This is a genomic window from Steroidobacter denitrificans, assembly GCF_001579945.1.
Lineage (GTDB): Bacteria > Pseudomonadota > Gammaproteobacteria > Steroidobacterales > Steroidobacteraceae > Steroidobacter > Steroidobacter denitrificans.
The window spans coordinates 2,543,296-2,564,277 of the sequence record NZ_CP011971.1 but is presented as its reverse complement, the minus strand read 5'-3'; the positions used below and the strand labels follow the sequence as shown (position 1 = coordinate 2,564,277).

Here is a 20,982-nt window from a genome sequence, read left to right as displayed (position 1 = left end):
CAGCGCCGGATGGGAAGCACCGGATGGGAAGGGCCGGTTGGCGGGATCGGCTGGGCAGCGCTGTAGGGCTGGGCTGGGCTGGGCTGGGATCAGGGATTGGGCCTGGGGGTTGGGGCTGGAGGTTGGGACGGTTGTGAGGCTGATCGGCTGTTTTCGTGACATGCAGTCACGATCAGGGTTTCGACCAAGGTAATGTAGCGGCCTTGCGGGGCGGCATCCCGAGCGGATTTTCACAGCCGGTTCCGCCGATGTTCCAGAAATTTGCGACTCACCGATTCCAGAAGAACCATGCCTCAATATATTTTGACCATGTCCTGCCCGGACAGCACGGGTATCGTGGCGGCGATCACGAGTTTTATCGCCGAGCGCGGCGGATTGATCACGGAAACCGCGCATTTCGTGGATGAATTCTCGGACCGCTCCTTCATGCGTACCACTTTTCGCGGCGATGCGCTTCCGGAAGCACCGGTGTTGCGCGCCGAGTTTGCCGCCGTCGGCGAACGCTTCAAAATGGACTGGGCACTGCATATACCGGAGATGCACTGCAAGACGCTGATCGCGGTATCCCGGCAGGATCATTGCCTCAACAGCCTGCTGCATCGCAGGAGCATCGGTACATTGCCGATCGACATCGTCGGTATCGTATCGAATCACGATACCCATGCGCGCCTGGCCCAGTGGTACGAGCTGCCGTTTCATCATTATCCGATCGAGCCGGGCGGAAAGATCGCACAGGAGGCGCGCATGCTGGAGCTGTTCAGTACCTCCGGGGCGGAGTTGTTGGTGATGGCGCGCTACATGCAAATATTGACGGACCGGGCCTGCGAATATCTCGAAGGACGCTGTATCAATATCCACCATTCCTTCCTGCCGGGTTTCAAGGGCGCGAAGCCCTATCACCAAGCCTATGAGCGCGGCGTCAAGATCATCGGTGCAACCGCCCATTACGCCACTGCGAATCTGGACGAGGGGCCGATCATCGAACAGGACGTGCAGCGAGTGGATCACACCATGCTGCCGGCCGACCTGGTGGAGATCGGCCACGACCTGGAAGCCATGGTGCTGAATCGTGCGGTGCGCTGGCACGCCGAGCATCGTGTATTCATCACCGGCAACCGCACGGTCGTATTGAGATCCTGATCGTCACCGGGTCGACGAGGTGGGTCCTTTTGAAGCTGATTTTGTCCGCATCCAAAATTTGAATCGGTCAGGGCTAGCGTTTCGGGGGCGATGATATGATAGGATGCGCGCCCGCGATGCGAAGGCGGCACCTGTCGGCGCCATTTTGCATCGTTTTCGGTAGCGCCGAAAAGACGGAGTGAGTCGGTTATTCGTTATTTCTCAGCGACTTGTTGAGAACGTCCGGCTTAGACTCCCTCGATGCGGCAAAGGCGGGTTCCACCGCCAAAGGCTCCCGTGTGCGCCCGTAGCTCAGTTGGATAGAGCGCATGGCTACGAACCATGAGGTCGGAGGTTCGAATCCTTCCGGGCGCGCCATCTCATTATCTTGTACAGCCCGGAGACATGGGTAACAGACTGTACCTAAGACATGGGTGACAACCTCGTGCCGAACGGGTTGTCGATGGTCTGTAGGGTTCTCTGTTCCAGGTCGATATATCCCAGATCATAGTGCATGAAGCTCACCAGCCAAATGTCCTCGTCGACCTCCTTGATGCCCAGTCTCTGACCGGCGAGCACGGTGGAGACATTAATCTTCTTTCGATGCAAGCAAATACGGCCGCAGGCGGTGACGAGGATGTCGCGGTCGTGGAAGGGGTAGGCGAGTTCTGGTAGGCCCTCATAGGCTCTTGGAGAGGGTGTATACCGTTCGGCGGGCACCTTCATGTCGATCGCCTCATGAGGGCGTTCCTCGTTGAATTCGCTGATGAAAGCATCAAACCTGGCTTGCTGCTGCAGGACGTTCATGCCTGGCGGGCGGGTGGTCTGTGCCTTGAGGGTACGGTGCATACGCTCGTGCCGGCCGTTCTGCTGCGGGTTGCCCGGTTTGATGCGCTCCAGGGCGATGTTCAGCCTCAGCCACCACACGGAGAGCTTGGAGAGGTTGTAGAGGCCGTTGGGGCTTGCGAAGGGCAGGCCATTGTCGCTTCTGATCGCTGTTGGCAGGCCGCGCTCTCTGAACAGGCGTAGGAAGGCCTCGATGACGGGGGGTTCCTTGGTGGACTCAAGGGCTTCGCACATCAGGATCATGCGCGAGGCCTGGTCAGTCACGGTTAGGGGGTAACAGTATTGGCGGTTGCCGAGCCTGAACTCGCCCTTGAAATCGGCACACCACAGCGCGTTGGGAGCAACGGCCTGGGACAGGGGCGTTCCCTCGGCCTTGAAGCGTCGTCGCTGACGAGCCCGTTTTACCAAGCCGTGACGGTCGAGCACGGCGTGCACCGTGCTTTTCGCCGGGATGCGCACGTCACCGGCGAGCTTGCGCACCAGCAACTCCCGGATTTTCCTGGCGCCCCAATGCGGCTTGTCTTTCTTGGCCGTCACGATTGCCCGCTCGATCTGCTCGGGCAACTGGTTGGCATAGCGCACCGGCCGACGGCTGCGATCGCTCAGCGCCTCCAGGCCTTCATCCTTGTAGCGGTTGAAGATCTTGTAGCCGGTTTTGCGCGAAATACCGAACTCCCGGCACACCTCACTGATGCCTTCTCCATCGAGAAGACGGGCCACGAAGCGAAGAGGTTCTTCCATTACCGAACACTCCTTCCACGGCATCAACACCTCCCGCCCAAAAGCGAAAAGTGTTACCCATGTGTTCGGTACAAATCGTCACCTATGTCTCGGGTCGTTCAGCCGGGGCATCCGATCTCTGCCAACACCTTGAAAGGTAAGGCGAGATCGGGAGTTCTAAACCCCTCATCCCGGACGTAGGTCAGCCGGTCGGCGAAGGCGAGTTTCAGCACCGCTTTCTTGTGCTCTAGACGCTCCGAAGCCCAGAGATTCCAAGGGTTTGCCAGGAAATCGAGCGAAGTTCTAAGTGTCTCGTCGAAGCTACGCAGCGGTCGGCCGCAGTTCGAGATTTTCTCGCTAATTTCGATCTTCCGTTCTTCAAGTTGGCGGATACGGTTCTCGTAGGCGGTGATGACCGAAGGGAGTTGCGCTTGCGCGATCCGGTCGAGGAACTGTTCGACCTCACGCTCGATCTTCGCCAGCTCAGTTTCCAGGCCGCTTCTGCTGGTTTCCGCCGTCGCGAGGCGCTGGTTCCAGAGGTCTTCGAACATGGCCCGTGCGACGCGGAACAGTCTTGGTGCCGGTCGCAGTTGATGGAGCAACGTCTCGAACTCGCCCTCGATGGTCGCGCGGCGGATGGACTTGCCGTAGCTCTCGCAGCCTCGCTTGGGGCAGAGATAGTACGGATAGCGTAAATACTTGCCCTTGGTCCAGCAGGCCGTCAGCGGCGTGCCGCAGTGACCGCAGGCGACGGCGCCGCGCAGCGGAAAATCCGCGTTCAGATTCTTGCGCGCCGGTGCCCTGGCTTTGCCGAGCAGGCGGTCCTGGATGGCTCTGTAGGTTTGAAAGCTGATGAGCGGCGCATGGTGGCCCTTGCGCAGAGCCACGCCCCAATTCCGGCCTTCGACGTAGCCGGCATAGGTCGGCCGCTTCAGCAGATTGGTGACGTCCTGCGCGCGCACTTCGCCGCTGCGGTCGCGCGGATACTCCGGGTGGGATGCGAGGAACCGTTTCACCTCCGCCTGGAGCTGGAAGCGGCCCGAGGCATAGCCTTCGAGGGCTTCCCGAACGATGGAGGCCCGCGGCTCGTCACGAACCAGCATGCGGCCATGACCTTCCACTTTCTCGTATCGGTAGCCGACGGGCGCTGCGAACACGTAATAGCCGCGTTCGAGCCGCGCTTTCATCTTCTGCAAGGTCTGGCGCCGGTTCTGCAGGCGCTCCAACTGACCCTGTGCGGCGATCACGGTTTCGACGAACTGGCCCTCGGGCGTGTCCTCGAACTTGAAGTTGAGGCATTCGACGGTCGCGCGATATGTCGCCAGTTCCTGCCGCAGCTTCAGGTGGAAGATTGTGTCCCTGGCAAAGCGCTTCAGGTCGTCGAAAACGACTACGTAGCCATCGTGCGCCTGCGTTTCCAGAAATCTGAGCATGGCGACTATGCCGGGGCGCTTCATGAAGTCGCCGCCACCGGAAACATCATCGTGGAAGACGGCTTCGACCTCGTAGCTGCGGGAAGCCGCGTACTCCCGACAGCGATGCTCCTGGCTGTGCAGTCCGTCTCCGTCGTGTTTCTGCTTCTTGTCAGAAACCCGGCAGTAGATAATGGCTCTTTTTGTCGTAGCCGCGTGCGTCATGATCCAGCTTCCTTGGAGTGAATGCAGGATTGCCCGGCTATTGGGCTGGATGTGTTATTCCGCAGCGGCGTCCGTTTCGGCAGTGCCGTCCTGGTGCTGCGGTTGCGCGAGATGTACAGAATCTATCCCGAAACCCTGATCGACGAAAGCCGAGATGATCGACCACAGGGTTTGCAACAGTTCCAGCTTCTGGAACTCGGAGAGATGCGTGTCGGCGAGGTATGGCAGATACTCGCGGAGGTCTTCCCCGGAAGCGTGCGCGTCCGGGGCCGCTTGTGCCCGCGGGCTTGGTTCCAGTCGGGGTGGGGATGGCGAGTGCATGCTCGGAGCTTCGGTTCCGGCATCGAATCGCCGCAATCCACAATGCGATCATGGCGAATGCCCATTTTCGTAGCTTTGGCCTTTTGCGCCAGCAGCCTTTTCGGGTAGGGCCATTCCCCTTATCCCTGTCCCTTCGTCTTTGCGCCAACCCTTGTCCCGATCCTTTTGCACGGCGACCTGTTCCCTACGCCGCTATCTGCCGAGGTATACCGTCGTGATCTGCGTGCGCTCATGGCCCAACTCTCTGCTGATCGTCTGGCGGGCGCAGGTATCAGCCTCGCGCTGTGCTGCATCAAGAGTTCGTGTGGAAGGTCCGCCGGCCGCCGGCGAACTCCAGCCCGTCAGTGCTTCGTATCGCGCCTGTGCGTAGCAGTGCCGCAGCCCATGCATGTGGCTCAGGCCCGCGGCCTTGCACTGCCCGTCGTAAGTCCGGCGCTGCTGAATGTACGTCTTCTCTGGCGGGATGAGTGATCCGGCTCCAGCCAGCCGGCGCGCGGCATCGAGCACGGCGCGCTGTTCCGGTTTGGTAATCGGTATCGTGCGGGGACGGCCGCCTTTGGTCCACGAGCCTTTGAGCACGAGGCAGTCGCCACGGTCGGCATAGCGTGGCTGGAACTTGATGGACTCCTCGCGCCGCAAGCCAAATGCCTGCTGCAATGCCAGACTCATACGCACATGCGGATCGCGGATGCGGCTCAGTCCGTCGCCCAGTTCCTTGGCCTTGTTCTCCTGCGGCACGAAGCGCCGGTCCGGGATGCCCAGATGCGCGTTGTCGGCGGGAATCGTGCCGGCTTTGCCGACCTTCTCGGCCCACCAGCGCAGATGCGCCAGGCGGTTCTTGAGCGTACCGGCCGATAAGCCTTCTGTCTGCCAGCGATTCAGCAACGCCTCGACATGCTTGCTCTTCAGGGACGTGGCGCGCATCTGCCTGAACCCGGCTTCGCGCAATTGGCGGCTGGCCAGGCTCAGCACCCCTTGCCGGTCCGCTTGCGTCGCGTGGCTGCCATCGCGATTGCGCTGACAGAGCTGTCGCAGGCTGTATGTCAGATCGTCCATCGAAGGCTCCAGCGGTCTGTTTCTCTGAGTCCATCCGGTCAGTGTTATTGCCAACTCGCCGAAGCGAGATCCCAGAAGGGCAAGGGCCAGGTGCAGAGAGCCACCTGTTGCCTCGAATGAGGCGCCTGCCGTACTCCTTGTGGAGAGATCGGGCAGGGGGATTGCGAGAGAAAAACACGCGGATAGCGGTGATGAATACCTCCTGTGGATTGATGGAAAGAAAGGCGCACATGACCTGCAGCCGATGGCGGCAGGCGTGACGCGATGAGGATGTCCGGAACGGACGGGCAGATCGGTGCTGCCGCAGAAAGGAACGAGGTTCCACCCCGATGGGATCGAGGCGACACGCATGACGGAACCGAAGCGTGCCAGGCGGTTCCTCCCTATTCGGGACGAGCGCTTGCAGGAACCTGCGCTCCTGGGCAGCCGGCTGGGTCCGGCATCGGCGAAGGGGTACTTCGCGCGACCTGACGCTGATGCCCTGCGCCAGTGATCCGGTGTTCAGGCCCACCGGCAGGCTTACTGCGATGACAGCGTGACGAGGCATCGTCACGGCTGCATCATTCAATAGGACGCCGCGCCAAGCCGGATTGTTGCGGCAGGGGCGCGGGCCGTCACTGCGGTAGCAGTGACGGCCCGCGCGACGCGCTGGGAAGATTGAGAAAGAGCACCGATCAGACGGCTGCCGCCGCTTGATCGGTGCAACTACGACTGGCGCGTGTATGAGACGCTCGCATGCCGCGGAAGAACCGTTGCAGCAGGATGTATCGTGTAGTCGCTTGCTGGGATCGGGCAGGGAAATCGCTACACTTCGACTGGTGGGATAATTGCGATCACCGACTTAATCGCAGCGACGACCGTTGGTGGAGCAGCCAGGAGCACGGGCGATATAATGCAAGTCGAAGCAGGGTTCGTTCAGTAACGTGACTCGCTTCCCGTGCTCCGCGTGCATCACGGTATTCCATTTCTGCGCAAGCAGCCGCCGCTCGTCTTCCGCGAAGTGATCGTGCTTCTTGAAGAAAGAATCAGCGAATCGGCGCACCGAGTGATGCGGATCGAGGCGATCGGACTGCGGACCGCCACCGCTCTGGTTGCCACGGTGGGCGATCCTGGCGTATGGCACGGAATATCGATCTGCGGTACTCCCAGCGGCTGTGGTCCGACGTAGGCCAGCACTGGAGCGAGCCCATAGTCGAGATCGAGGAGATCTCACCTGGAATTGCAAGAACGTACAAACTGATGGAAACAGGTCAGACCGGCGCAGGATGAACCTGATAGCCCGTGCGGTGGCTCAGACACCGGGGAAGTTGTGATGATCCTGCGAGCGATTGTCATCAGGGCCCGCGTCGAGGGACGCACTCCAGAGGCCGGATATATTGTCTGCAGTCCGATCCTGAATCCAGAAGCCAAGACTCGCTTGCAACGCAGGGGGGGCATATATCGGGCTAATTTAAGTACTTTCCACAGCGGGTTATCGTGAGGGAGAATTGGACGATTTGTCGCTGATATATGGTGAGCAACAGTGATCGGTATGAAATTATTTTGGAGGGATTCAAAATGACTAGGAGCATCCCAAGGCCGAGATTGATTCGGAGTTTAGGCGTGCTGTTTCTGATCAGCTCAGCCATGAACATAGCAGCAGCTCAACAGAATAGTGGTGTAAGCGTTGGTTTAACCTCACGCATGTCCGACACGGAAGTTCTGGAACTACTAGGGAATCACAATTTGATGGTCAGTAGGGTGTATATCGCTGCATCCGGGTTTTCCGGCTCTCACGGTTCCGGCAACGCGACTGCAACTAGCGCGGAGCGTGACCTTTTGATTGAGCGAGCAAGGAACGAAACCATCGCTTTCTTCGGCAAAGCCTTAGAGGGAAATGCGTATCGGCTGCAGAAGCTGACAGAGGCGAACGCTCCCGAGCAGCTTGTTCAGAATCAGGAGTTGAGTTCAAATTTAAGGGCTCTACTGAAGCTGAGAGGGCAATTTGAAAGTGTGATGCGCGAGGCAAAGAGCGGGGCTCCTCTTATCTACGCGATTGATGTCCAGGGGGCGTCGGAGGCTCTCGAAAGCCTGCGACAAGATGCTGCGGTTCGCGTTGTGGCAATTGGGGACGATGCTCAACCTAGGATGCAGGCCATTCAGAACCTACGACCGGACGACACCAGGACGGAGTACGTTGATCGTGAAACAGATGCTTTGACGAACGAAGAAGTCCTGACCAAAGTAATTGGTCTGATGAACCCATCACGTCCTCCAATCGAAAGCGGTACTCCCGGGCTTACCAGCCCGTAGTTCTATGTTACGAAAGATGATAAGACGAATTTTAAGGAGTATGTGTTATGCGCAAGGCACATGTGGTTGGAACGATTGGGATGCTGGCCAGCGTGTTGCTGTCCTTGCACGCCGCGGCTGCAGTGCGGCCAGCGGGCGGCGATCTGTACTATGATGGAGCGTATTACGCAGATTCAGTGTTCTACTGGACAAGCCCCGGCCCATTCTCCGGCTCTGGCCCCGGATATGAACACGACTTAGCAGTCGACGATGGCATCTACGGAGCATGTACTAGCTTCACGAACCTTCCGAACGGCTACGATGATTGTATTACAGCTGGCATCTCTGACCCGCCAGGCTTTATCATATTTTCATTCGGATCGTATAACGCGAACGCAATTCAAGCGAACACTGTTTATTACGGAGGGTGGTACTTCTCCCAGCCGCGAGGTCAGGTCTTTGGTCCAGTGGATTTGTATGCACAGAACGTCGAGCATTACTTTTGTTCGATAGATTGGCAATTTTGCATGAACGGAGTGTCAACCACTGACGTGATCCCGTACCCATTGCAGATGAATGTGGGGGGCTATCCCACATTAGTATACTGGTGATGTAATGCATGTTTTCGGAGGACACGGCTATTCTATATGTTTCGCCCGAAGACTTTCGTGGGATTGTTGCTGATTGCATCTATTGCTCTTGCAGTCGGCACCTACGCCACCTTCGAGTTCAATGAGGAGCCATCAAACGTCTTTCCAGAATTCCTCACAACTGAGGAGAAAGGACAGCTCAGGGATGAGCTGTTCAGGGCAGCCTATACTTGCCTGGACCACCCGCTTCGGCGGGCTGTCGTCCTAAGGATGTCACTGGAGAAAGTAAGTATCGCATCGGAAAATCAGACGTCGTCGCTGGGCGGCGAGGCGCGCAATGGCAGGCGCTCGACTCCACCATCTGGCGCGGCTCTGCAACCTGACGCGCTTGGTATCCGTCGTTACGATGCTGTGATTCGACTCTATACCCTCTTCGCGATTCCAATCGGGGAGATAATGATACACGAGAGCACCAATATTTTTTGCTGAATCCAGAACAGCCCTCTCGCTACTTGAAGTCCATTTTGGGTAATGGATACAGTTTGGAAAGGAGGAGTGGTACGGGGCTGGATCTGTCGGTGACGCTAAAGAAACGGCACTATGTTGTTCTTCTCGATGAGTCTTCGATCGCCCGGCGGTCGGGAGCGGGTTCAACGCTTGATGCAGGAAAACCAGATCATCGGACGGCATCGCAAGAAGCGCTGCCGCACCACCGACTCGAACCATACGTTAGCGATTGCATCGAATCTGTTGCGGCAGGATTTCTCCTGCAACACGCCCGACACGGTCTGGTTGGCTGATATCAGCTACCTGCCGACAGGGCAGGGCTTTCTGTATTTCGTCGGTATGAAAGATCTGTGCACGAGGAAAATTGTTGGCTGGTCGATGAGCGCCACGATCGATGCCAAGCTTGCCGTCGGCGCTGGCTATGGTGATCGCCCGCCAGCGACCTTCTGCGGGGCTCATCGTGCATTCGGACCGCGGTAGCTCAGTACGCGACGGACTTTCGCGACAAACTCAAGGACTGCGGTATGCGCCAGAGTATGTCATGACGCGGCAACTGCTACGATAATGCACCGATGGAGAGCTTCCTCTTCAGCCTCAGGGGCGAGCACCTGGGGCATCAGCGTTTTGCCATGCATGCCGCCGCCAGAGCCGCTGTGTTCGCTTACATCGAGACGTTTTACAATCCAGTCCGGTTTACACTCAAGCATCGGTTACTGGCCACCCAATGAGTTTGAGTCAATGCTCAGTAAGGCCGCATAACCGGCCTTGGTTGAGGTCCGGGATTTCGGGGGGAATGCCAAGGTGACTGCTTGCTCGAGAGCTTGAGCGATTACGCGGCATGCTGGCTCACGTAACAGCTTAAGCTGCTCAGGCGAGTGTTCCAATCGATCAGCGCTTCGAGTAAAGAGTTCGAAGTTTGTCCTTCCGGGCGCGCCATTTACAGCGTAATCTATCGCCGGCTCGACGATCCGGCATGAGCTGGCTTGCGGCGCAATTCCTCGCGCAGCACGCGCCGCAGCGTGCGTTCGAGGGCTCCTTCGTGATCATCGATGTGCGCGCGTAGCGCTGTGTTGATGAGCGACTGGTAGTTGCCGCCGCCCTGGACCTGGTCGCGAAACCACGCCAACACATCCGCATCCAGGCGGATGGTGATGCGTTCCTTACCCTCGTTTTCCTTCTGGATGCGAGCCAGCGCCGGCACCTGCCTGGCGCGCTTGGTCTTGCTGAAATCGCGTTCCGGCATGTCGTTGCTCATGGCGCTTTACCCTTCGTGATACTGGCGCGCTTCGCCGGGGCTGGCCTTGCGCGCTGAAATGATGCGGATGGTGTCTTCGCTGCGTTCAGTCCAGACGACGAACAGGATGCGACCGCAGAAACCGGTGCCGAGCGTGACGTAGCGGAATTCTCCTTCCGATTCGTCTTCGACGGTCAAGGCGGCCGGATCTTCCAGGCGCCAACAGCATCGGCGAAGTCGACGCCGTGCTTATGTAGGTTTTCCTTGCGTTTGGTTTCGTCTCATACGTAATTCATGGCGTGAAAGTGTATGCACAAAAGGCATACGTAGCAAGCCGGCGCAAGTACCGGCTGGCGGGCGATAAAGGACACCAACCGTGACGACGCGGGCAAGCGTCGGACGCTGGGCGCGCAGCCAGCGGAACCTTCAAGGGTTCCTAAAGGACAGCCCGGCGCAGGTGTCCTTTACGCGCTGTCCTTGTATGCCCCGTTGGCAAGCGGGCTGGCGACGGCTGTTCCACCGCCGAGATCGCGGCATAGGCAGGCTTCTCGACCCGCGCTACGCAGCATCCTCATGGCAGGGCTGCCGCACGGTCCGCTCCACGCGTATTACTTATCAGGCGCCGCGCGTACTCGCCGCCGCGCGCGATTTCTGGCTATGGCCTCTTCAATCGTGCCGGCATCTTCACTGTCGATTCCTTCCTGGATTGCAGCCTTGAGTTCCGTGTGACGAATCTGACGCAGCTTTTCTTCGTCTTCGAGCAGCCTCAACCCGGCGCGCACAACCTCGCTGACGTTGTTGAAACGCCCTGATTCAAGCTGTTCCTTGATGAACTCCTCGAAGTGATTCCCGAGGGCTACACTGGTGGGCATGACGGATGCTCACTAACTATTAGTAATAGATAGTTAATCGTACTCGCTTATGGGTGGATTGCAAGCCTGCTTTGTGCAGTGTTCAAGATAGCGCCAGGGGATGTTCTGGCGCCGGGGAGTTCGAGCGAATCGCCACGTCCCACGCGCGAGAACAGTGGCGAAATCGGCCGCCGACTTGAACATCCGGACAGACGCGTCGGATTGCCTCAAGATCTTTTAAGGACTATATTCGGTCTCACCCAGGAAGGCATCCATGCGCTATTCCACCCAGATCAAGTCCATCAGTTACCTGAAAGCAAACGCCGCAGACGTTCTTGGCGAGCTGAACGCGCAACGCAAGCCGCTCATCATTACGCAGAACGGTGAGGCCAAAGCCGTCCTCCAGGACGTAGCCAGTTACGAGGAGACGCAGGAAACAATGGCGCTTCTGAAGATCCTTGCTCTCGGCAACAAGCAGATCGAGCAGGGCAAGGTGAAACCGGTCGCGGATGTCGTGAAACGGCTGCGGGGCCAGGTCAGCGACTAATGCGTTATGAAGTGCTCCTCACGGAGGATGCGGAGCAGGATCTTGAAGATCTGTATGCGTACATCGCGAAGTTCGATTCGCCCAAGAACGCAGATTACGTTTTCGATCGACTGCTTGAAGTAACCGAGAGCCTGGCGACTTCGCCTGAACGGGGTTCTCAGCCGAAAGAACTGCGCTCTCTCGGAATTCAAGAATACCGTCAGGTGTTCTTCAAGCCTTATCGGGCGATCTATCGCGTGCTCGACAAGAAGGTTGTCATCTACGTTATTACCGATGGACGTCGCGATATGCAGAGCCTGCTATCGCGCCGGTTGCTCGGTGGCTAATCTTCAGGCGGCGAGTGTCGCATGTGCCTCTGTTGCGCGGCTACATTCCGCGCTCGCCGGCGTAGGTCAGCGTTTATGAGTATCCGCCAGGGGATGTGTGCAGAGCGTTGCGCGCTTTCGCCGGCCTTCCCGGCATAACGATCGAAGATGAGGCGCTGGTGGCGGCGGCACTCGAGCACGTTGAGCGCGGCATGAATTTCGCGGACGCTCTACATCTTGGGAAGGCCGGCCACTACGAGGCGATGGTCACATTCGCCGAGATCGCGGCATAGGCAGGCTTCTCGACCCGCGTTACGCAGCATCCTCATGGCAAGGCTGCCGCACGGTCCGCTCCACTGGAAGGGATGCGGTTCTTCAGATATTTCGTCCATGAAGCCAATATTTCAAAGAGCTGCTCTGCCAAGGAGTTCGAAGTTTCTCCTCTCGAGCGCGCCATTTTCCATTTGTACAGCCCGGAGACATGGGTAACAGACTGTACTAAGCGCAAGTTCCCGGCAACTTCACGACACGTGAAGGTCCTCAACGCCTGAGATTACCGCGATTTTGTGACGATCAGAGGGGTGTGGTTGGGTGCATGGTGTAGCCATGTAAAAGGATAGGACCAGGCTTGCATGTTGGTCGGCGGTGCGGCATGATGTAGCCATGCACATAGATGCCGTGCCCAACCGCACCTCGCGCCCCACCTACCTGCTGCGTGAGTCATATCGTGAGGGCAGGAGCGTGCGCAAACGCACGCTGGCGAACCTCTCGGCGCTATCGGATGAGCAGATCGAGGCGATTCGCGCCGTGCTGGCCGGGGTCGCAGTCAGGCCCGCTCAGGAGCTGTTTGAGACGCTGCAATCGCGCCCTCATGGGCATGCGCAGGCCGTGCGTGTAGCCATGCAGCGGCTTGGGTTCGAGGCGCTGATCGCCTCACGTCCCAGCCCCGAGCGCGATCGAGTGTGTGCGATGGTGGCCGCACGCGTACTGGCGCCGCACACGAAGCTGGCCACGACACGCTGGTGGCACAACACGACCTTGGCGGAAGAGTACGCGGTAGCTGAGGCCGACGAGGATGATCTGTATGCGGCGATGGACTGGCTGCTGGAGCGACAGGATCGTATCGAGCGCAAGCTGGCTGCACGGCACCTGCAGCAAGGCGCCCTGGCACTGTATGACTTGAGCTCCAGCTACTTCGAAGGCTCGCATTGTCCGCTGGCGAAGATCGGTCACAGTCGCGACGGCAAGAAGAACAAGCTGCAGGTCAACTACGGATTGCTCACGACCCGGGCGGGTTGCCCGGTGGCGATCTCGGTGTACGAAGGCAACACCGCCGATGCCAAGACACTCATGCCCCAGGTGCAGAAGTTGCGCGAAGGCTTCGGATTGCAGCAGCTCGTGCTGGTGGGCGATCGCGGCATGATCTCGCATAAGGCGATTACTGAACTGCGCGAACTGGACGGTCTAGCCTGGATCACGGCGCTCAAGAGCAGCCAAATCCGCACCCTGGTGCAAGGGGAGGCGTTGCAGCTGGGCCTGTTCGATGATCGCAATCTGTTCGAGCTGGTGCATCCTGACTATCCCGGCGAGCGGCTGGTCGCCTGTCGTAATCCGCAACTGGCCAAGCTGCGTGCGTATAAGCGCCAAGCGCTGCTGGAGGCGACGATGAAGGAGTTGGACAAGGTGCGCTGTCGCGTCGAACGCGGTGCGCTGAAAGGCCAGGCCGCCATCGGTGTGTGCGTGGGCCGGGTGCTCAACAAGTACAAGGTCGGCAAGCATTTCGCGCTGGACATCGGCGAGCGGCACTTACACTGCCAGCTGCTACAGGAACGGATCGCAGCGGAAGCTTCCCTGGATGGCATCTACGTGATCCGCACCAGCCTGCCCAAGAAGCAGATGTCCGCGGCGGACACGGTGCGCAGCTACAAGGCGTTGGCCCAGGTCGAGCGTGCCTTTCGCTCGCTCAAAACGGTCGATCTGAAAGTACGGCCGATCCACCATCGGCTCGAGTCACGCGTGCGCGCGCACATCTTCCTGTGCATGCTGGCCTACTACGTGGAGTGGCACATGCAGCAGGCTTGGCGCGAACTGCTGTTCGCCGATGAGGACCTCCAGGCCAAGCTCACGCGCGATCCGGTCGCACCCGCCCGCCGTTCCGAGCGGGCCTTGCAAAAGATCGCGCAGCGCACGAGCGAGGACGGAACGCCCTTGCACAGCTTCCACACCCTGCTGCAGGATCTGTCCACGATCGTGCGCAACACCTGCATCGCCCGTGGCGCACGCACGAATCCGGTTCCCTTTCAGATGGTCACAACGCCCAGCGCAAGTCAACACCGAGCGCTCCAGCTACTGCAAACCATCACTGTGTAGACACTGAGCCGACACCGCAAAGATGATCAGCTCACTGATCTACAAGGGAATCTTTCGCTCCGCGTAGTAGGAACTTACGACTAAGACATGGGTGACAACCTCGTGCCGAACGGGTTGTCGATGGTCTGTAGGGTTCTCTGTTCCAGGTCGATATATCCCAGATCATAGTGCATGAAGCTCACCAGCCAAATGTCCTCGTCGACCTCCTTGATGCCCAGTCTCTGACCGGCGAGCACGGTGGAGACATTAATCTGAAGTTCTTGTGAAGAAAGAGTAAATTTATTCGCAGGCTCAGATACTTAACCTGAGCCTGGGGTGCTCGCGCCTGGCTACACGGTGATCTTCTGCAACAACTCCAGTGCGCGCTGTTGTTTCGAGTTCGCGGTGGTCACCGCGGCGAACGTGGATGTCGACTCGCCGGGCAGCGCGGCGCGGCAGGTATTTCGCACGATCGTGGACAACTCCGCCAGGAGCGTTGAGAAGCTGTGGGCGGGCGTTGCGTCGGGAAGCCGACCCGTCAGGGCTTTGCGTTTCGCGGCCTCAGAGCGCTTCGCCGGCGCCACCGGATCGCGCGTGGCTTTGGCGGCCTGGTCTTCGTCCGCAAACAGCAGCTCGCGCCAGGCTTCGCGCATGTGCCATTCGATGTAGTAGGCCAGTACGCACAGCAGGATATGTGCGCGTACTCGCTCGGCGAGCCGATGATGGATCGGCCGGATGCGCAGATCCACGCTCTTCAGCGTTCGGAACGCGCGCTCTACTTGAGCCAACGATTTGTATTGGCGCACGCATTCGGCCGCGTCCATGATCTGGGCCGGGACGCTGGTGCGGATGACATAGAGCCCATCGAGGCGGGCTTCGGTTTCGATACCGTCGGTCTTGCGCTCGAAGCCGAAGAGATCCTCGCGGATATCGAGTGCGAAGTGCTTGGCCATCTTGTATTGATTGACTATGCGGCCAACCCGCACACCGATGTTATCTTGGCCTCGCAAGCGCCCCTTGGCCACGGACGCGCGGATCTTCTCGAGCTGCTTTTCGGTGGCGCACAACAGCTCTTCGCGCTTGTGTGCGCGCAGTTGCGCGAGCGCCGGGTTACGGCAGGCAACCAGGCGTTCACCGGGATAATCGGGGTGCTCAAGCTCGAACAGATTGCGCTCGTCGAACAGATCCAACTGCACATGTCCCTGGTTCACCAGCGTGCGGATGGAGGTGCTCTTGAGCGCGGTGATCCAGCGTACGCCTTGTTCATTCGTCAACGTATGGATGGCTTTCTGGGAGATCATGCCGCGATCACCCACCATCACCAGCTGCTCGACCCCAAACTCCTGCTTCAGCCGCGCGATTTCCGGCATCAGCGTTTGCGGGTCTGAGGTGTTGCCCTCGTAGACCGATACAGCGACCGGACAGCCCCGGCGGTCGGTGAGCAAGCCGTAGTTGACCTGCAGCATCCCCCGCTTACCGTCGCGGCTGTAGCCGAGTTTCGCCAGCGGGCAGGTGGTTCCCTCGAAATAGCTCGACGACAGGTCGTAGAGCACTACGCTGTCGGGACCCAGATGCCGCTGGGCCAGCTTTTTCTGGATCGCGCCCTGGCGCTCGAGCAGCCAGTCCATGGCGGCGTAGAGTTCCGTCTCGCTCGCATCCGCCACGCCGAAGTCCTGCGCGAGGGTGGTGGTGTGCCACCAGCGGGTGGTGGCGAGCTTGGTGCGCGGGCAGAGCACCCGGGCGGCCAGCATGGCCAGCACCAGATCGCGTTCGCGTGAGGGCTTCGTGCCCAGCAGTGAACTCAGGCGCAGCTTGGTCATGGCCAGGCGCACCGCCTCGACGTGGCCGTGTGCCTGCGATCCCACGACGTTGAACAGCGTCTGGAGTGGGTACAGGGGCTCACCCTTGAGAATCGCGCGCAAGGCATGGATCTGCTCATCGGTGAGGCTGGACAAGTTCGCGATCGTGCGCTTCCTGACCGTGTTTCCCTCGCGGAACGTCTCGCGCAGCAGGTAGGCGGGGCGGGACTTACGGTTGGGTACAACATCGATATGCATGCGCGTATTCTACGCTAAATTGGCCCCGTTGCAACTATTTACATGGGTACATATTTTGCGCAGAAAGACCACACAAGACTCGCAAGCCACTGATCCGCAACGGCTAACTAATTACCCAACGGGGGAATTCAGAAAGAACTTCGGATTAATCTTCTTTCGATGCAAGCAAATACGGCCGCAGGCGGTGACGAGGATGTCGCGGTCGTGGAAGGGGTAGGCGAGTTCTGGTAGGCCCTCATAGGCTCTTACAGAGGCTGTGTAGCCCGGAGCGATATTGTCCGCGGGCGCGAAGAGGATGGAAGGACGCCGCGAGGTTACCGCTTACCTCGAAAGAGCTCTTCGGTGTCGTCCGGTCTATCGTTGAGTCTGGCAAACAGTTGGTTAAAGACGTCACTCATGCTGTGTTCTCTTTGGCTTTACAAATCACGGAGGCGCATGAGTTTTTGATCTGTCCCATGTTTTCCGCTGGATTTAGCGGCGCTCTACCGCACGCTCTTGCAACCAGATCTTGATCAACGACTGATACGGAACATCGCGCGAATTGGCGATCTGCCGAATGCTATCCAGCAGATACTTCGGCAGTCGCAACGAAATGGTTTCCGTCGATGGCTTGAGCTTGGCCAACTGCACGCGCTTGGCTGCGGACCAGTCCACATACTCCGTGCTGTCATGGCTGGCCCAGAAGGCTCGCTCCGCGGCTTCGGAGGTGAATTTAGGTGGGGTCTTCAGTTTGCTTTTCATAAATGGCTCTTTCTTTGCGATTCATAGTGCGCGCCGAAATGACGCGAACCAGTGTGCCGTCCGCCCGAAGCGTAAACGTCACGTGTAACTTCCTGCCCGAAAGCGTCTCTCCGAGTGCGTGAAAACGGGGTTCCACATCACTGTGTCGTGCATCCGTCACCACCAGCAGATCGGGACAGAAAAATACCTGTTCGGCTTCCGCATCGGTTACGTCGTGCTTGTGGTTTTTGCCCGCGTTGCCGGCGTCCCATTCAAAGCCAGTGGCGTTTTCCAGTTCCTGCATAGTTGTATATTATCAGTATATACATGATGCTCAAGATTCGGGACGAGAAGACCAGAAAATCAATGACTTATGGGAGATACGCTTGACGGTTGCCTCTCAAGATAGGCATTCCATTCAGCGAGAACGTCGAACAGCGGGTTCGAACTTTCTCCAGTCGGGCGCGCCATTTTCCATTAAGGTCCAGCCCGATCCGCCAAGGTCTTCCCCGCAGCGAACGGCGCGGCTACGCTCAAGTGCCATAGCCTACGCGGAAGCGGCCACATCCAGCGCCATCTCTGCAGTGACCTGAGACCAGGGCACCGAAATCGCGCCGCTGTCGTCCCGCTCGATCAGACCCGCATCGACGAGCACCGCTACGTCAGCGTGGACGCCGCGATAGTCTCGGCCGAGGGTTTGCGCGAGGGCGCGGATTGATGAGGACCCATGGCCGCGCAAGGCGCGCAGCAACGCCCAGCGATTGGGCGTGAGTACCTTCAAGAACGTCTCCATACTCTCGAACGCGATGTGGGCCGCCTGCCGCTCACGCTTGCTGCGATCCAGCCTTTCGGCCATCGCCATCGTTTCGCCAATAAAGCGATCCAGCGTCTCGACATGCAATTTAACTTCTCTCATGTTCAATCTCCTTCCTCACGTCCTGCCAAAAATCAGCAAGAAGATTCCGGTAGGTTGTGAATTGATACGGTTCTTCGCGCTCGCGATAGTGTCTATGATCTCCTTTTCCGGCTTCGTTGTCGTACCCAACAACGCGCTCACCGGATCGGCCGTAGAACAGGGAATATTTCAGACCGTGTGGCCTTTCCTTCGTTGCCTCCGGCAACTGCCAAATCTTGATCTGCACGATTGCGCCGCTGTCCAGAAGCAACTTGCGGTCTTCAATCAGGATGGCGTCCGACATATGCTAGTAATAGCATATGCTATTATCGGCATCAAGGTGGCCGCTTGCTCGAGAGCTTGAGCGATTACGCGGCATGCTGGCCCACGTAACGGCTTAAGCTGCTCAGGCGAGTGTTCCAATCGATCAGCGCTTCGAGTAAAGAGTTCGAAGTTTGTCCTCTTGGGCGCGCCATTCCATGAAGGGTCATGGAAGTCCATTGAAGGCCGGTTGGGCTGTTTTCACGTGCAGGACCGTCGGCGACCTGCTTGCGGAGTTGATGCCGACTAATCTCCCCGCAACGTCGAAGTCAGCGCGGCGAACAATCGCTCGCCGAAGGGCAGCAAGGCAGACACGGCTTCCTCCGATTGACCCAGGTGCAGCCATCACCCGCGGCGCCATGTGGCCTGCGAGGGATCGACTCCCTGATCAGGGGCGCTCGTCGCCCGTGCGCGGAGCCTCGCCGCCCTTGCGGCGCAGGAAACGCAAGGCCCTGGCCTTGTTGCCGCGCGCCGCACGCTCCTGGAAGTACTCGGCCGTCTTCAACGCGGAGATCTTCTCGGCCACGGCGCTGACGATGAACTGGTTGAGCGTGCTGCCGTCCTCGCGCGCCACCACCTCGGCCGTCTTCTTCAGCGACGCCGGCAGCCGCAGTGCGTAATTGCTCGGGGTCTTCATGGCTTTGTCTCCTTCAGCATCTGACCAGGGGTCAGGGGCCTCACTCCAAACCGTTCGGCCGGACCTTTGAAGTCCGCCACGTTGAACGTCACCAGATGTCGCGCGTTGCCGTTGGCGGCGCATTCGAGCACCATGTCATCGTCGGCATCGGTCAGCTGGGGCCGCCACAGGTAGCGGATCTCCACCGGCTCGATGACGCCTGCCAGCACGTCGAGCAGGTTCTGCACATCCGCCACCACGGCGCCGGCCGCCTTCAGGTGCTCGGACCGGCTCATCACCGACTCATATTCCACGAACAGTGGCACGCTCGCCATTGCGGTCCGATCGCCGACCAGCACCTGGCTCAGCAGCTCGGCCGAGGCCCCGCCCGGCGAGCGCAGGGCGGCGACCATCACGTCCGTGTCCAGCACCATACTCATATCGCCGGCAATATACCATATCCGGCGTCCTGCAACCCGACCTGGTTCAGGACTCGGCCCGATGTTGAAAAAAACGACTGATTCTTGAAGTAGTTGCGTGTCCAGGACCCGGAAGGCGCGCCAATTTTCCACCGACGTCCACTGCGAGCCAATGCGCCTCGTTTTGTCGGGTTCGTTCCGCGCTCGAAAGGTACACGGCTCGTAATGAAGTGCCTTGATTTCGCTGTCTCTTGCGTCCGGCTGTGCCAATAGATATCTTACCAACGTCTTACCTGCAGAGTATGGAGACGGTGCTATGGCCCAGATTTCGAAAGAGGCCGAAAAACTGACTACGGTGGTATCGACGAAAGGCCAGGTCATCCTTCCCAAGACGATCCGGCGGCAGCGTCGCTGGGATACGGGAACGCGGCTTCTCGTCGAGGATACGCCGGAGGGCGTACTGCTCAAACCGGCCTCGGTCTTTTCCAAGACACGTCCGGAAGACGTATTTGCGTCTCTGCCTCATAGCGGCCCACCGAAAACGATTGAGGATATGGAGGCGGGGATCGTCGCCGAAGCGAAACGCCGCCATGCTCGCGATTGATACCAATCTGGTCATTCGCTACCTGACCGGTGACCATCCGAAACAATCGACGCGGGCACGCAAACTGATCGACGCGGGCGACATATACGTCGGTATTACCGTCATGCTCGAAGCGGAATGGGTGCTACGCAGCGTTTATGAGTATCAGCCAGGGGATGTGTGCAGAGCGTTGCGCGCTTTCGCCGGCCTTCCCGGCATAACGATCGAGGATGAGGCGCTGGTGGCGACGGCACTCGATCACGTTGAGCGCGGCATGGATTTCGCGGACGCTCTACATCTTGGGAAGGCCCGCCACTGCGAGGCGCTGGTCACATTCGACCGCAAGTTCATCAAGGCGGCTAAGGCCGCAGACGTCGAGATGGTGCGGGAGGCGTAAAAGGTAGTCATTCCAAACTACGAGCATTCCGAGCAAAGAGTTCGAAGTTTCTCCTCTCGGGCGCGCCAATTCCATTAAGGTCCAGCCCGATCCGCCAACGTCTCATCCAGTAGCGAACGGTTCGATTTTGCAAGCTGCCCAGAGTTTTCCGTTGGCATGATTGGCAAGAGGTTAGATACCCTTCCGAGATACCAATTATTGGTATATATTGGTACCAATCGGAGGTTATGGTATGGCAAAAAACACCAGCATTTCCCTCGGCGATCATTTCGAGGGATTTATCAATCGGCAGATAGAAAGCGGGCGTTACGGCTCAGCCAGCGAAGTCGTCCGCGCCAGCCTGCGCCTGCTTGAAGAGCATGAACAGAAGATCGGCGCGTTGCGGCAAGCGCTGATCGATGGAGAGAAGAGCGGCGATGCCGGCGAACTGGATATGGATGACATCAAGAACAAGGCGCGCCGCCGGGCGAAGTCAGCCTCTTGATGCGAAGAATCCGCAAACACGCGCTCGCCGAAAGCGATCTCATCGGTATGCAATGTCTTCACGGCGTTTGGCGCAGGCTGTTCGGTCTCTATTTGAACATTTCCGGAAATATCTGGGCCCTGTCGAGCAAGCGATAG

General features: G+C 58.8%; 26 protein-coding genes, 1 tRNA gene and 2 pseudogenes. 14 read left to right on the top strand and 15 right to left on the bottom strand.

Annotated elements, in window-relative coordinates:
• Window positions 1-288: 288 nt before the first annotated feature.
• Both purU and ACG33_RS11615 read left to right on the top strand, forming a co-directional pair.
• Window positions 289-1,140, top strand: a complete 852-nt coding sequence (purU, locus tag ACG33_RS11620; protein ID WP_066921372.1) for a formyltetrahydrofolate deformylase — start codon at window positions 289-291, stop codon at window positions 1,138-1,140.
• A gap of 280 nt (window positions 1,141-1,420) precedes the next feature.
• Window positions 1,421-1,497: transfer RNA gene (locus ACG33_RS11615), tRNA-Arg, on the top strand.
• A 45-nt stretch (window positions 1,498-1,542) separates the two neighbouring features.
• On the opposite strand, the gene ACG33_RS11610 is transcribed toward ACG33_RS11615, so the two are convergent.
• From ACG33_RS11610 to ACG33_RS11595, 3 genes are all read right to left on the bottom strand, one after another.
• Window positions 1,543-2,730, bottom strand: a complete 1,188-nt coding sequence (locus tag ACG33_RS11610) for an IS481 family transposase (RefSeq protein ID WP_066921370.1) — start codon at window positions 2,728-2,730, stop codon at window positions 1,543-1,545.
• A 74-nt stretch (window positions 2,731-2,804) separates the two neighbouring features.
• Entirely contained in the window at window positions 2,805-4,322 is a 1,518-nt protein-coding gene (locus ACG33_RS11605; RefSeq protein WP_066921368.1) for a recombinase family protein, read from the bottom strand.
• Window positions 4,323-4,835: 513 nt separating this feature from the next.
• On the bottom strand, window positions 4,836-5,699 hold the full coding sequence (locus ACG33_RS11595; RefSeq protein ID WP_066921364.1) for a phage integrase N-terminal domain-containing protein: 864 nt from the start codon (window positions 5,697-5,699) through the stop codon (window positions 4,836-4,838).
• 937 nt (window positions 5,700-6,636) lie between these two features.
• Between ACG33_RS11595 and ACG33_RS16565 the strand changes: the two genes are divergently transcribed.
• From ACG33_RS16565 to ACG33_RS11565, 5 genes are all read left to right on the top strand, one after another.
• Entirely contained in the window at window positions 6,637-6,867 is a 231-nt protein-coding gene (locus ACG33_RS16565; RefSeq protein WP_066921359.1) for a hypothetical protein, read from the top strand.
• Window positions 6,868-7,301: 434 nt separating this feature from the next.
• Window positions 7,302-7,991, top strand: coding sequence for a hypothetical protein (locus tag ACG33_RS11580; RefSeq protein WP_157071774.1), 690 nt, complete (start codon window positions 7,302-7,304; stop codon window positions 7,989-7,991).
• Between the two features lie 47 nt (window positions 7,992-8,038).
• The gene (locus ACG33_RS11575; protein ID WP_066921355.1) at window positions 8,039-8,581 is read left to right on the top strand and encodes a hypothetical protein; all 543 of its coding nucleotides are present in this window, start codon (window positions 8,039-8,041) and stop codon (window positions 8,579-8,581) included.
• A 57-nt stretch (window positions 8,582-8,638) separates the two neighbouring features.
• Window positions 8,639-9,049: a hypothetical protein gene (locus tag ACG33_RS11570; RefSeq protein ID WP_157071773.1), complete on the top strand. Its 411-nt coding sequence runs from the start codon at window positions 8,639-8,641 to the stop codon at window positions 9,047-9,049.
• A 126-nt stretch (window positions 9,050-9,175) separates the two neighbouring features.
• A complete protein-coding gene (locus ACG33_RS11565; RefSeq protein ID WP_157071772.1) occupies window positions 9,176-9,547 on the top strand; it encodes a hypothetical protein in 372 nt (123 codons plus the stop codon).
• A gap of 469 nt (window positions 9,548-10,016) precedes the next feature.
• Here the strand turns inward: ACG33_RS11565 and ACG33_RS11560 are convergent, their stop codons facing one another.
• The 3 genes from ACG33_RS11560 to ACG33_RS11550 form a co-directional block, all read right to left on the bottom strand.
• Window positions 10,017-10,322, bottom strand: coding sequence for a BrnA antitoxin family protein (locus ACG33_RS11560; RefSeq protein ID WP_083536828.1), 306 nt, complete (start codon window positions 10,320-10,322; stop codon window positions 10,017-10,019).
• A gap of 6 nt (window positions 10,323-10,328) precedes the next feature.
• Window positions 10,329-10,499: a BrnT family toxin gene (locus ACG33_RS16560; RefSeq protein WP_210399042.1), complete on the bottom strand. Its 171-nt coding sequence runs from the start codon at window positions 10,497-10,499 to the stop codon at window positions 10,329-10,331.
• A 410-nt stretch (window positions 10,500-10,909) separates the two neighbouring features.
• Window positions 10,910-11,173, bottom strand: coding sequence for a type II toxin-antitoxin system ParD family antitoxin (locus ACG33_RS11550; protein ID WP_066921348.1), 264 nt, complete (start codon window positions 11,171-11,173; stop codon window positions 10,910-10,912).
• A gap of 253 nt (window positions 11,174-11,426) precedes the next feature.
• Between ACG33_RS11550 and ACG33_RS11545 the strand changes: the two genes are divergently transcribed.
• The 4 genes from ACG33_RS11545 to ACG33_RS11530 all read left to right on the top strand — a co-directional run bounded on the left by ACG33_RS11545 (window position 11,427) and on the right by ACG33_RS11530 (window position 14,374).
• Window positions 11,427-11,699 carry a type II toxin-antitoxin system Phd/YefM family antitoxin gene (locus tag ACG33_RS11545; RefSeq protein ID WP_066921346.1) on the top strand — a complete coding sequence of 91 codons (273 nt, stop codon included), beginning with the start codon at window positions 11,427-11,429 and terminating at the stop codon, window positions 11,697-11,699.
• On the top strand, window positions 11,699-12,025 hold the full coding sequence (locus tag ACG33_RS11540; RefSeq protein WP_066921343.1) for a type II toxin-antitoxin system RelE/ParE family toxin: 327 nt from the start codon (window positions 11,699-11,701) through the stop codon (window positions 12,023-12,025). Before ACG33_RS11545 ends, ACG33_RS11540 begins: the two co-directional genes overlap by 1 nt.
• A gap of 95 nt (window positions 12,026-12,120) precedes the next feature.
• Window positions 12,121-12,297, top strand: coding sequence for a PIN domain-containing protein (locus tag ACG33_RS16210; RefSeq protein WP_210399041.1), 177 nt, complete (start codon window positions 12,121-12,123; stop codon window positions 12,295-12,297).
• Window positions 12,298-12,667: 370 nt separating this feature from the next.
• Window positions 12,668-14,374 carry an IS1634 family transposase gene (locus ACG33_RS11530; RefSeq protein WP_066921341.1) on the top strand — a complete coding sequence of 569 codons (1,707 nt, stop codon included), beginning with the start codon at window positions 12,668-12,670 and terminating at the stop codon, window positions 14,372-14,374.
• Between the two features lie 80 nt (window positions 14,375-14,454).
• On the opposite strand, the pseudogene ACG33_RS16205 reads toward ACG33_RS11530, so the two are convergent.
• From ACG33_RS16205 to ACG33_RS11490, 9 genes and pseudogenes are all read right to left on the bottom strand, one after another.
• Window positions 14,455-14,628 (bottom strand): annotated as a pseudogene (locus ACG33_RS16205) (transposase); the annotation flags it as partial.
• 75 nt (window positions 14,629-14,703) lie between these two features.
• Complete coding sequence (locus ACG33_RS11520) at window positions 14,704-16,410, bottom strand: IS1634 family transposase (protein ID WP_066918020.1); 1,707 nt, start codon at window positions 16,408-16,410, stop codon at window positions 14,704-14,706.
• 144 nt (window positions 16,411-16,554) lie between these two features.
• A pseudogene (locus ACG33_RS17165) lies at window positions 16,555-16,671 on the bottom strand (transposase); the annotation flags it as partial.
• A gap of 210 nt (window positions 16,672-16,881) precedes the next feature.
• Window positions 16,882-17,151, bottom strand: a complete 270-nt coding sequence (locus tag ACG33_RS11515; protein ID WP_066921337.1) for a BrnA antitoxin family protein — start codon at window positions 17,149-17,151, stop codon at window positions 16,882-16,884.
• Window positions 17,123-17,434 (bottom strand): BrnT family toxin, encoded by a 312-nt coding sequence (locus ACG33_RS11510; RefSeq protein ID WP_066921335.1) that lies wholly within the window; start codon window positions 17,432-17,434, stop codon window positions 17,123-17,125. The genes ACG33_RS11515 and ACG33_RS11510 overlap by 29 nt, the downstream gene beginning before the upstream one ends.
• Before the next feature lie 243 nt (window positions 17,435-17,677).
• Window positions 17,678-18,046 carry an HVO_A0114 family putative DNA-binding protein gene (locus ACG33_RS11505; protein ID WP_157071770.1) on the bottom strand — a complete coding sequence of 123 codons (369 nt, stop codon included), beginning with the start codon at window positions 18,044-18,046 and terminating at the stop codon, window positions 17,678-17,680.
• Window positions 18,033-18,329, bottom strand: a complete 297-nt coding sequence (locus ACG33_RS11500) for a toxin-antitoxin system TumE family protein (RefSeq protein WP_066921331.1) — start codon at window positions 18,327-18,329, stop codon at window positions 18,033-18,035. Before ACG33_RS11500 ends, ACG33_RS11505 begins: the two co-directional genes overlap by 14 nt.
• Before the next feature lie 405 nt (window positions 18,330-18,734).
• A complete protein-coding gene (locus ACG33_RS11495) occupies window positions 18,735-18,983 on the bottom strand; it encodes a hypothetical protein (protein WP_066921329.1) in 249 nt (82 codons plus the stop codon).
• On the bottom strand, window positions 18,980-19,396 hold the full coding sequence (locus tag ACG33_RS11490) for a putative toxin-antitoxin system toxin component, PIN family (RefSeq protein ID WP_210399039.1): 417 nt from the start codon (window positions 19,394-19,396) through the stop codon (window positions 18,980-18,982). Before ACG33_RS11490 ends, ACG33_RS11495 begins: the two co-directional genes overlap by 4 nt.
• Window positions 19,397-19,697: 301 nt before the next feature.
• Between ACG33_RS11490 and ACG33_RS11485 the strand changes: the two genes are divergently transcribed.
• From ACG33_RS11485 to ACG33_RS11475, 3 genes are all read left to right on the top strand, one after another.
• Window positions 19,698-19,985, top strand: coding sequence for an AbrB/MazE/SpoVT family DNA-binding domain-containing protein (locus ACG33_RS11485; protein WP_066921325.1), 288 nt, complete (start codon window positions 19,698-19,700; stop codon window positions 19,983-19,985).
• Entirely contained in the window at window positions 19,972-20,361 is a 390-nt protein-coding gene (locus ACG33_RS11480) for a type II toxin-antitoxin system VapC family toxin (protein WP_066921323.1), read from the top strand. The genes ACG33_RS11485 and ACG33_RS11480 overlap by 14 nt, the downstream gene beginning before the upstream one ends.
• Window positions 20,362-20,593: 232 nt before the next feature.
• Entirely contained in the window at window positions 20,594-20,845 is a 252-nt protein-coding gene (locus ACG33_RS11475; protein WP_066921321.1) for a type II toxin-antitoxin system ParD family antitoxin, read from the top strand.
• Window positions 20,846-20,982 lie beyond the last annotated feature (137 nt).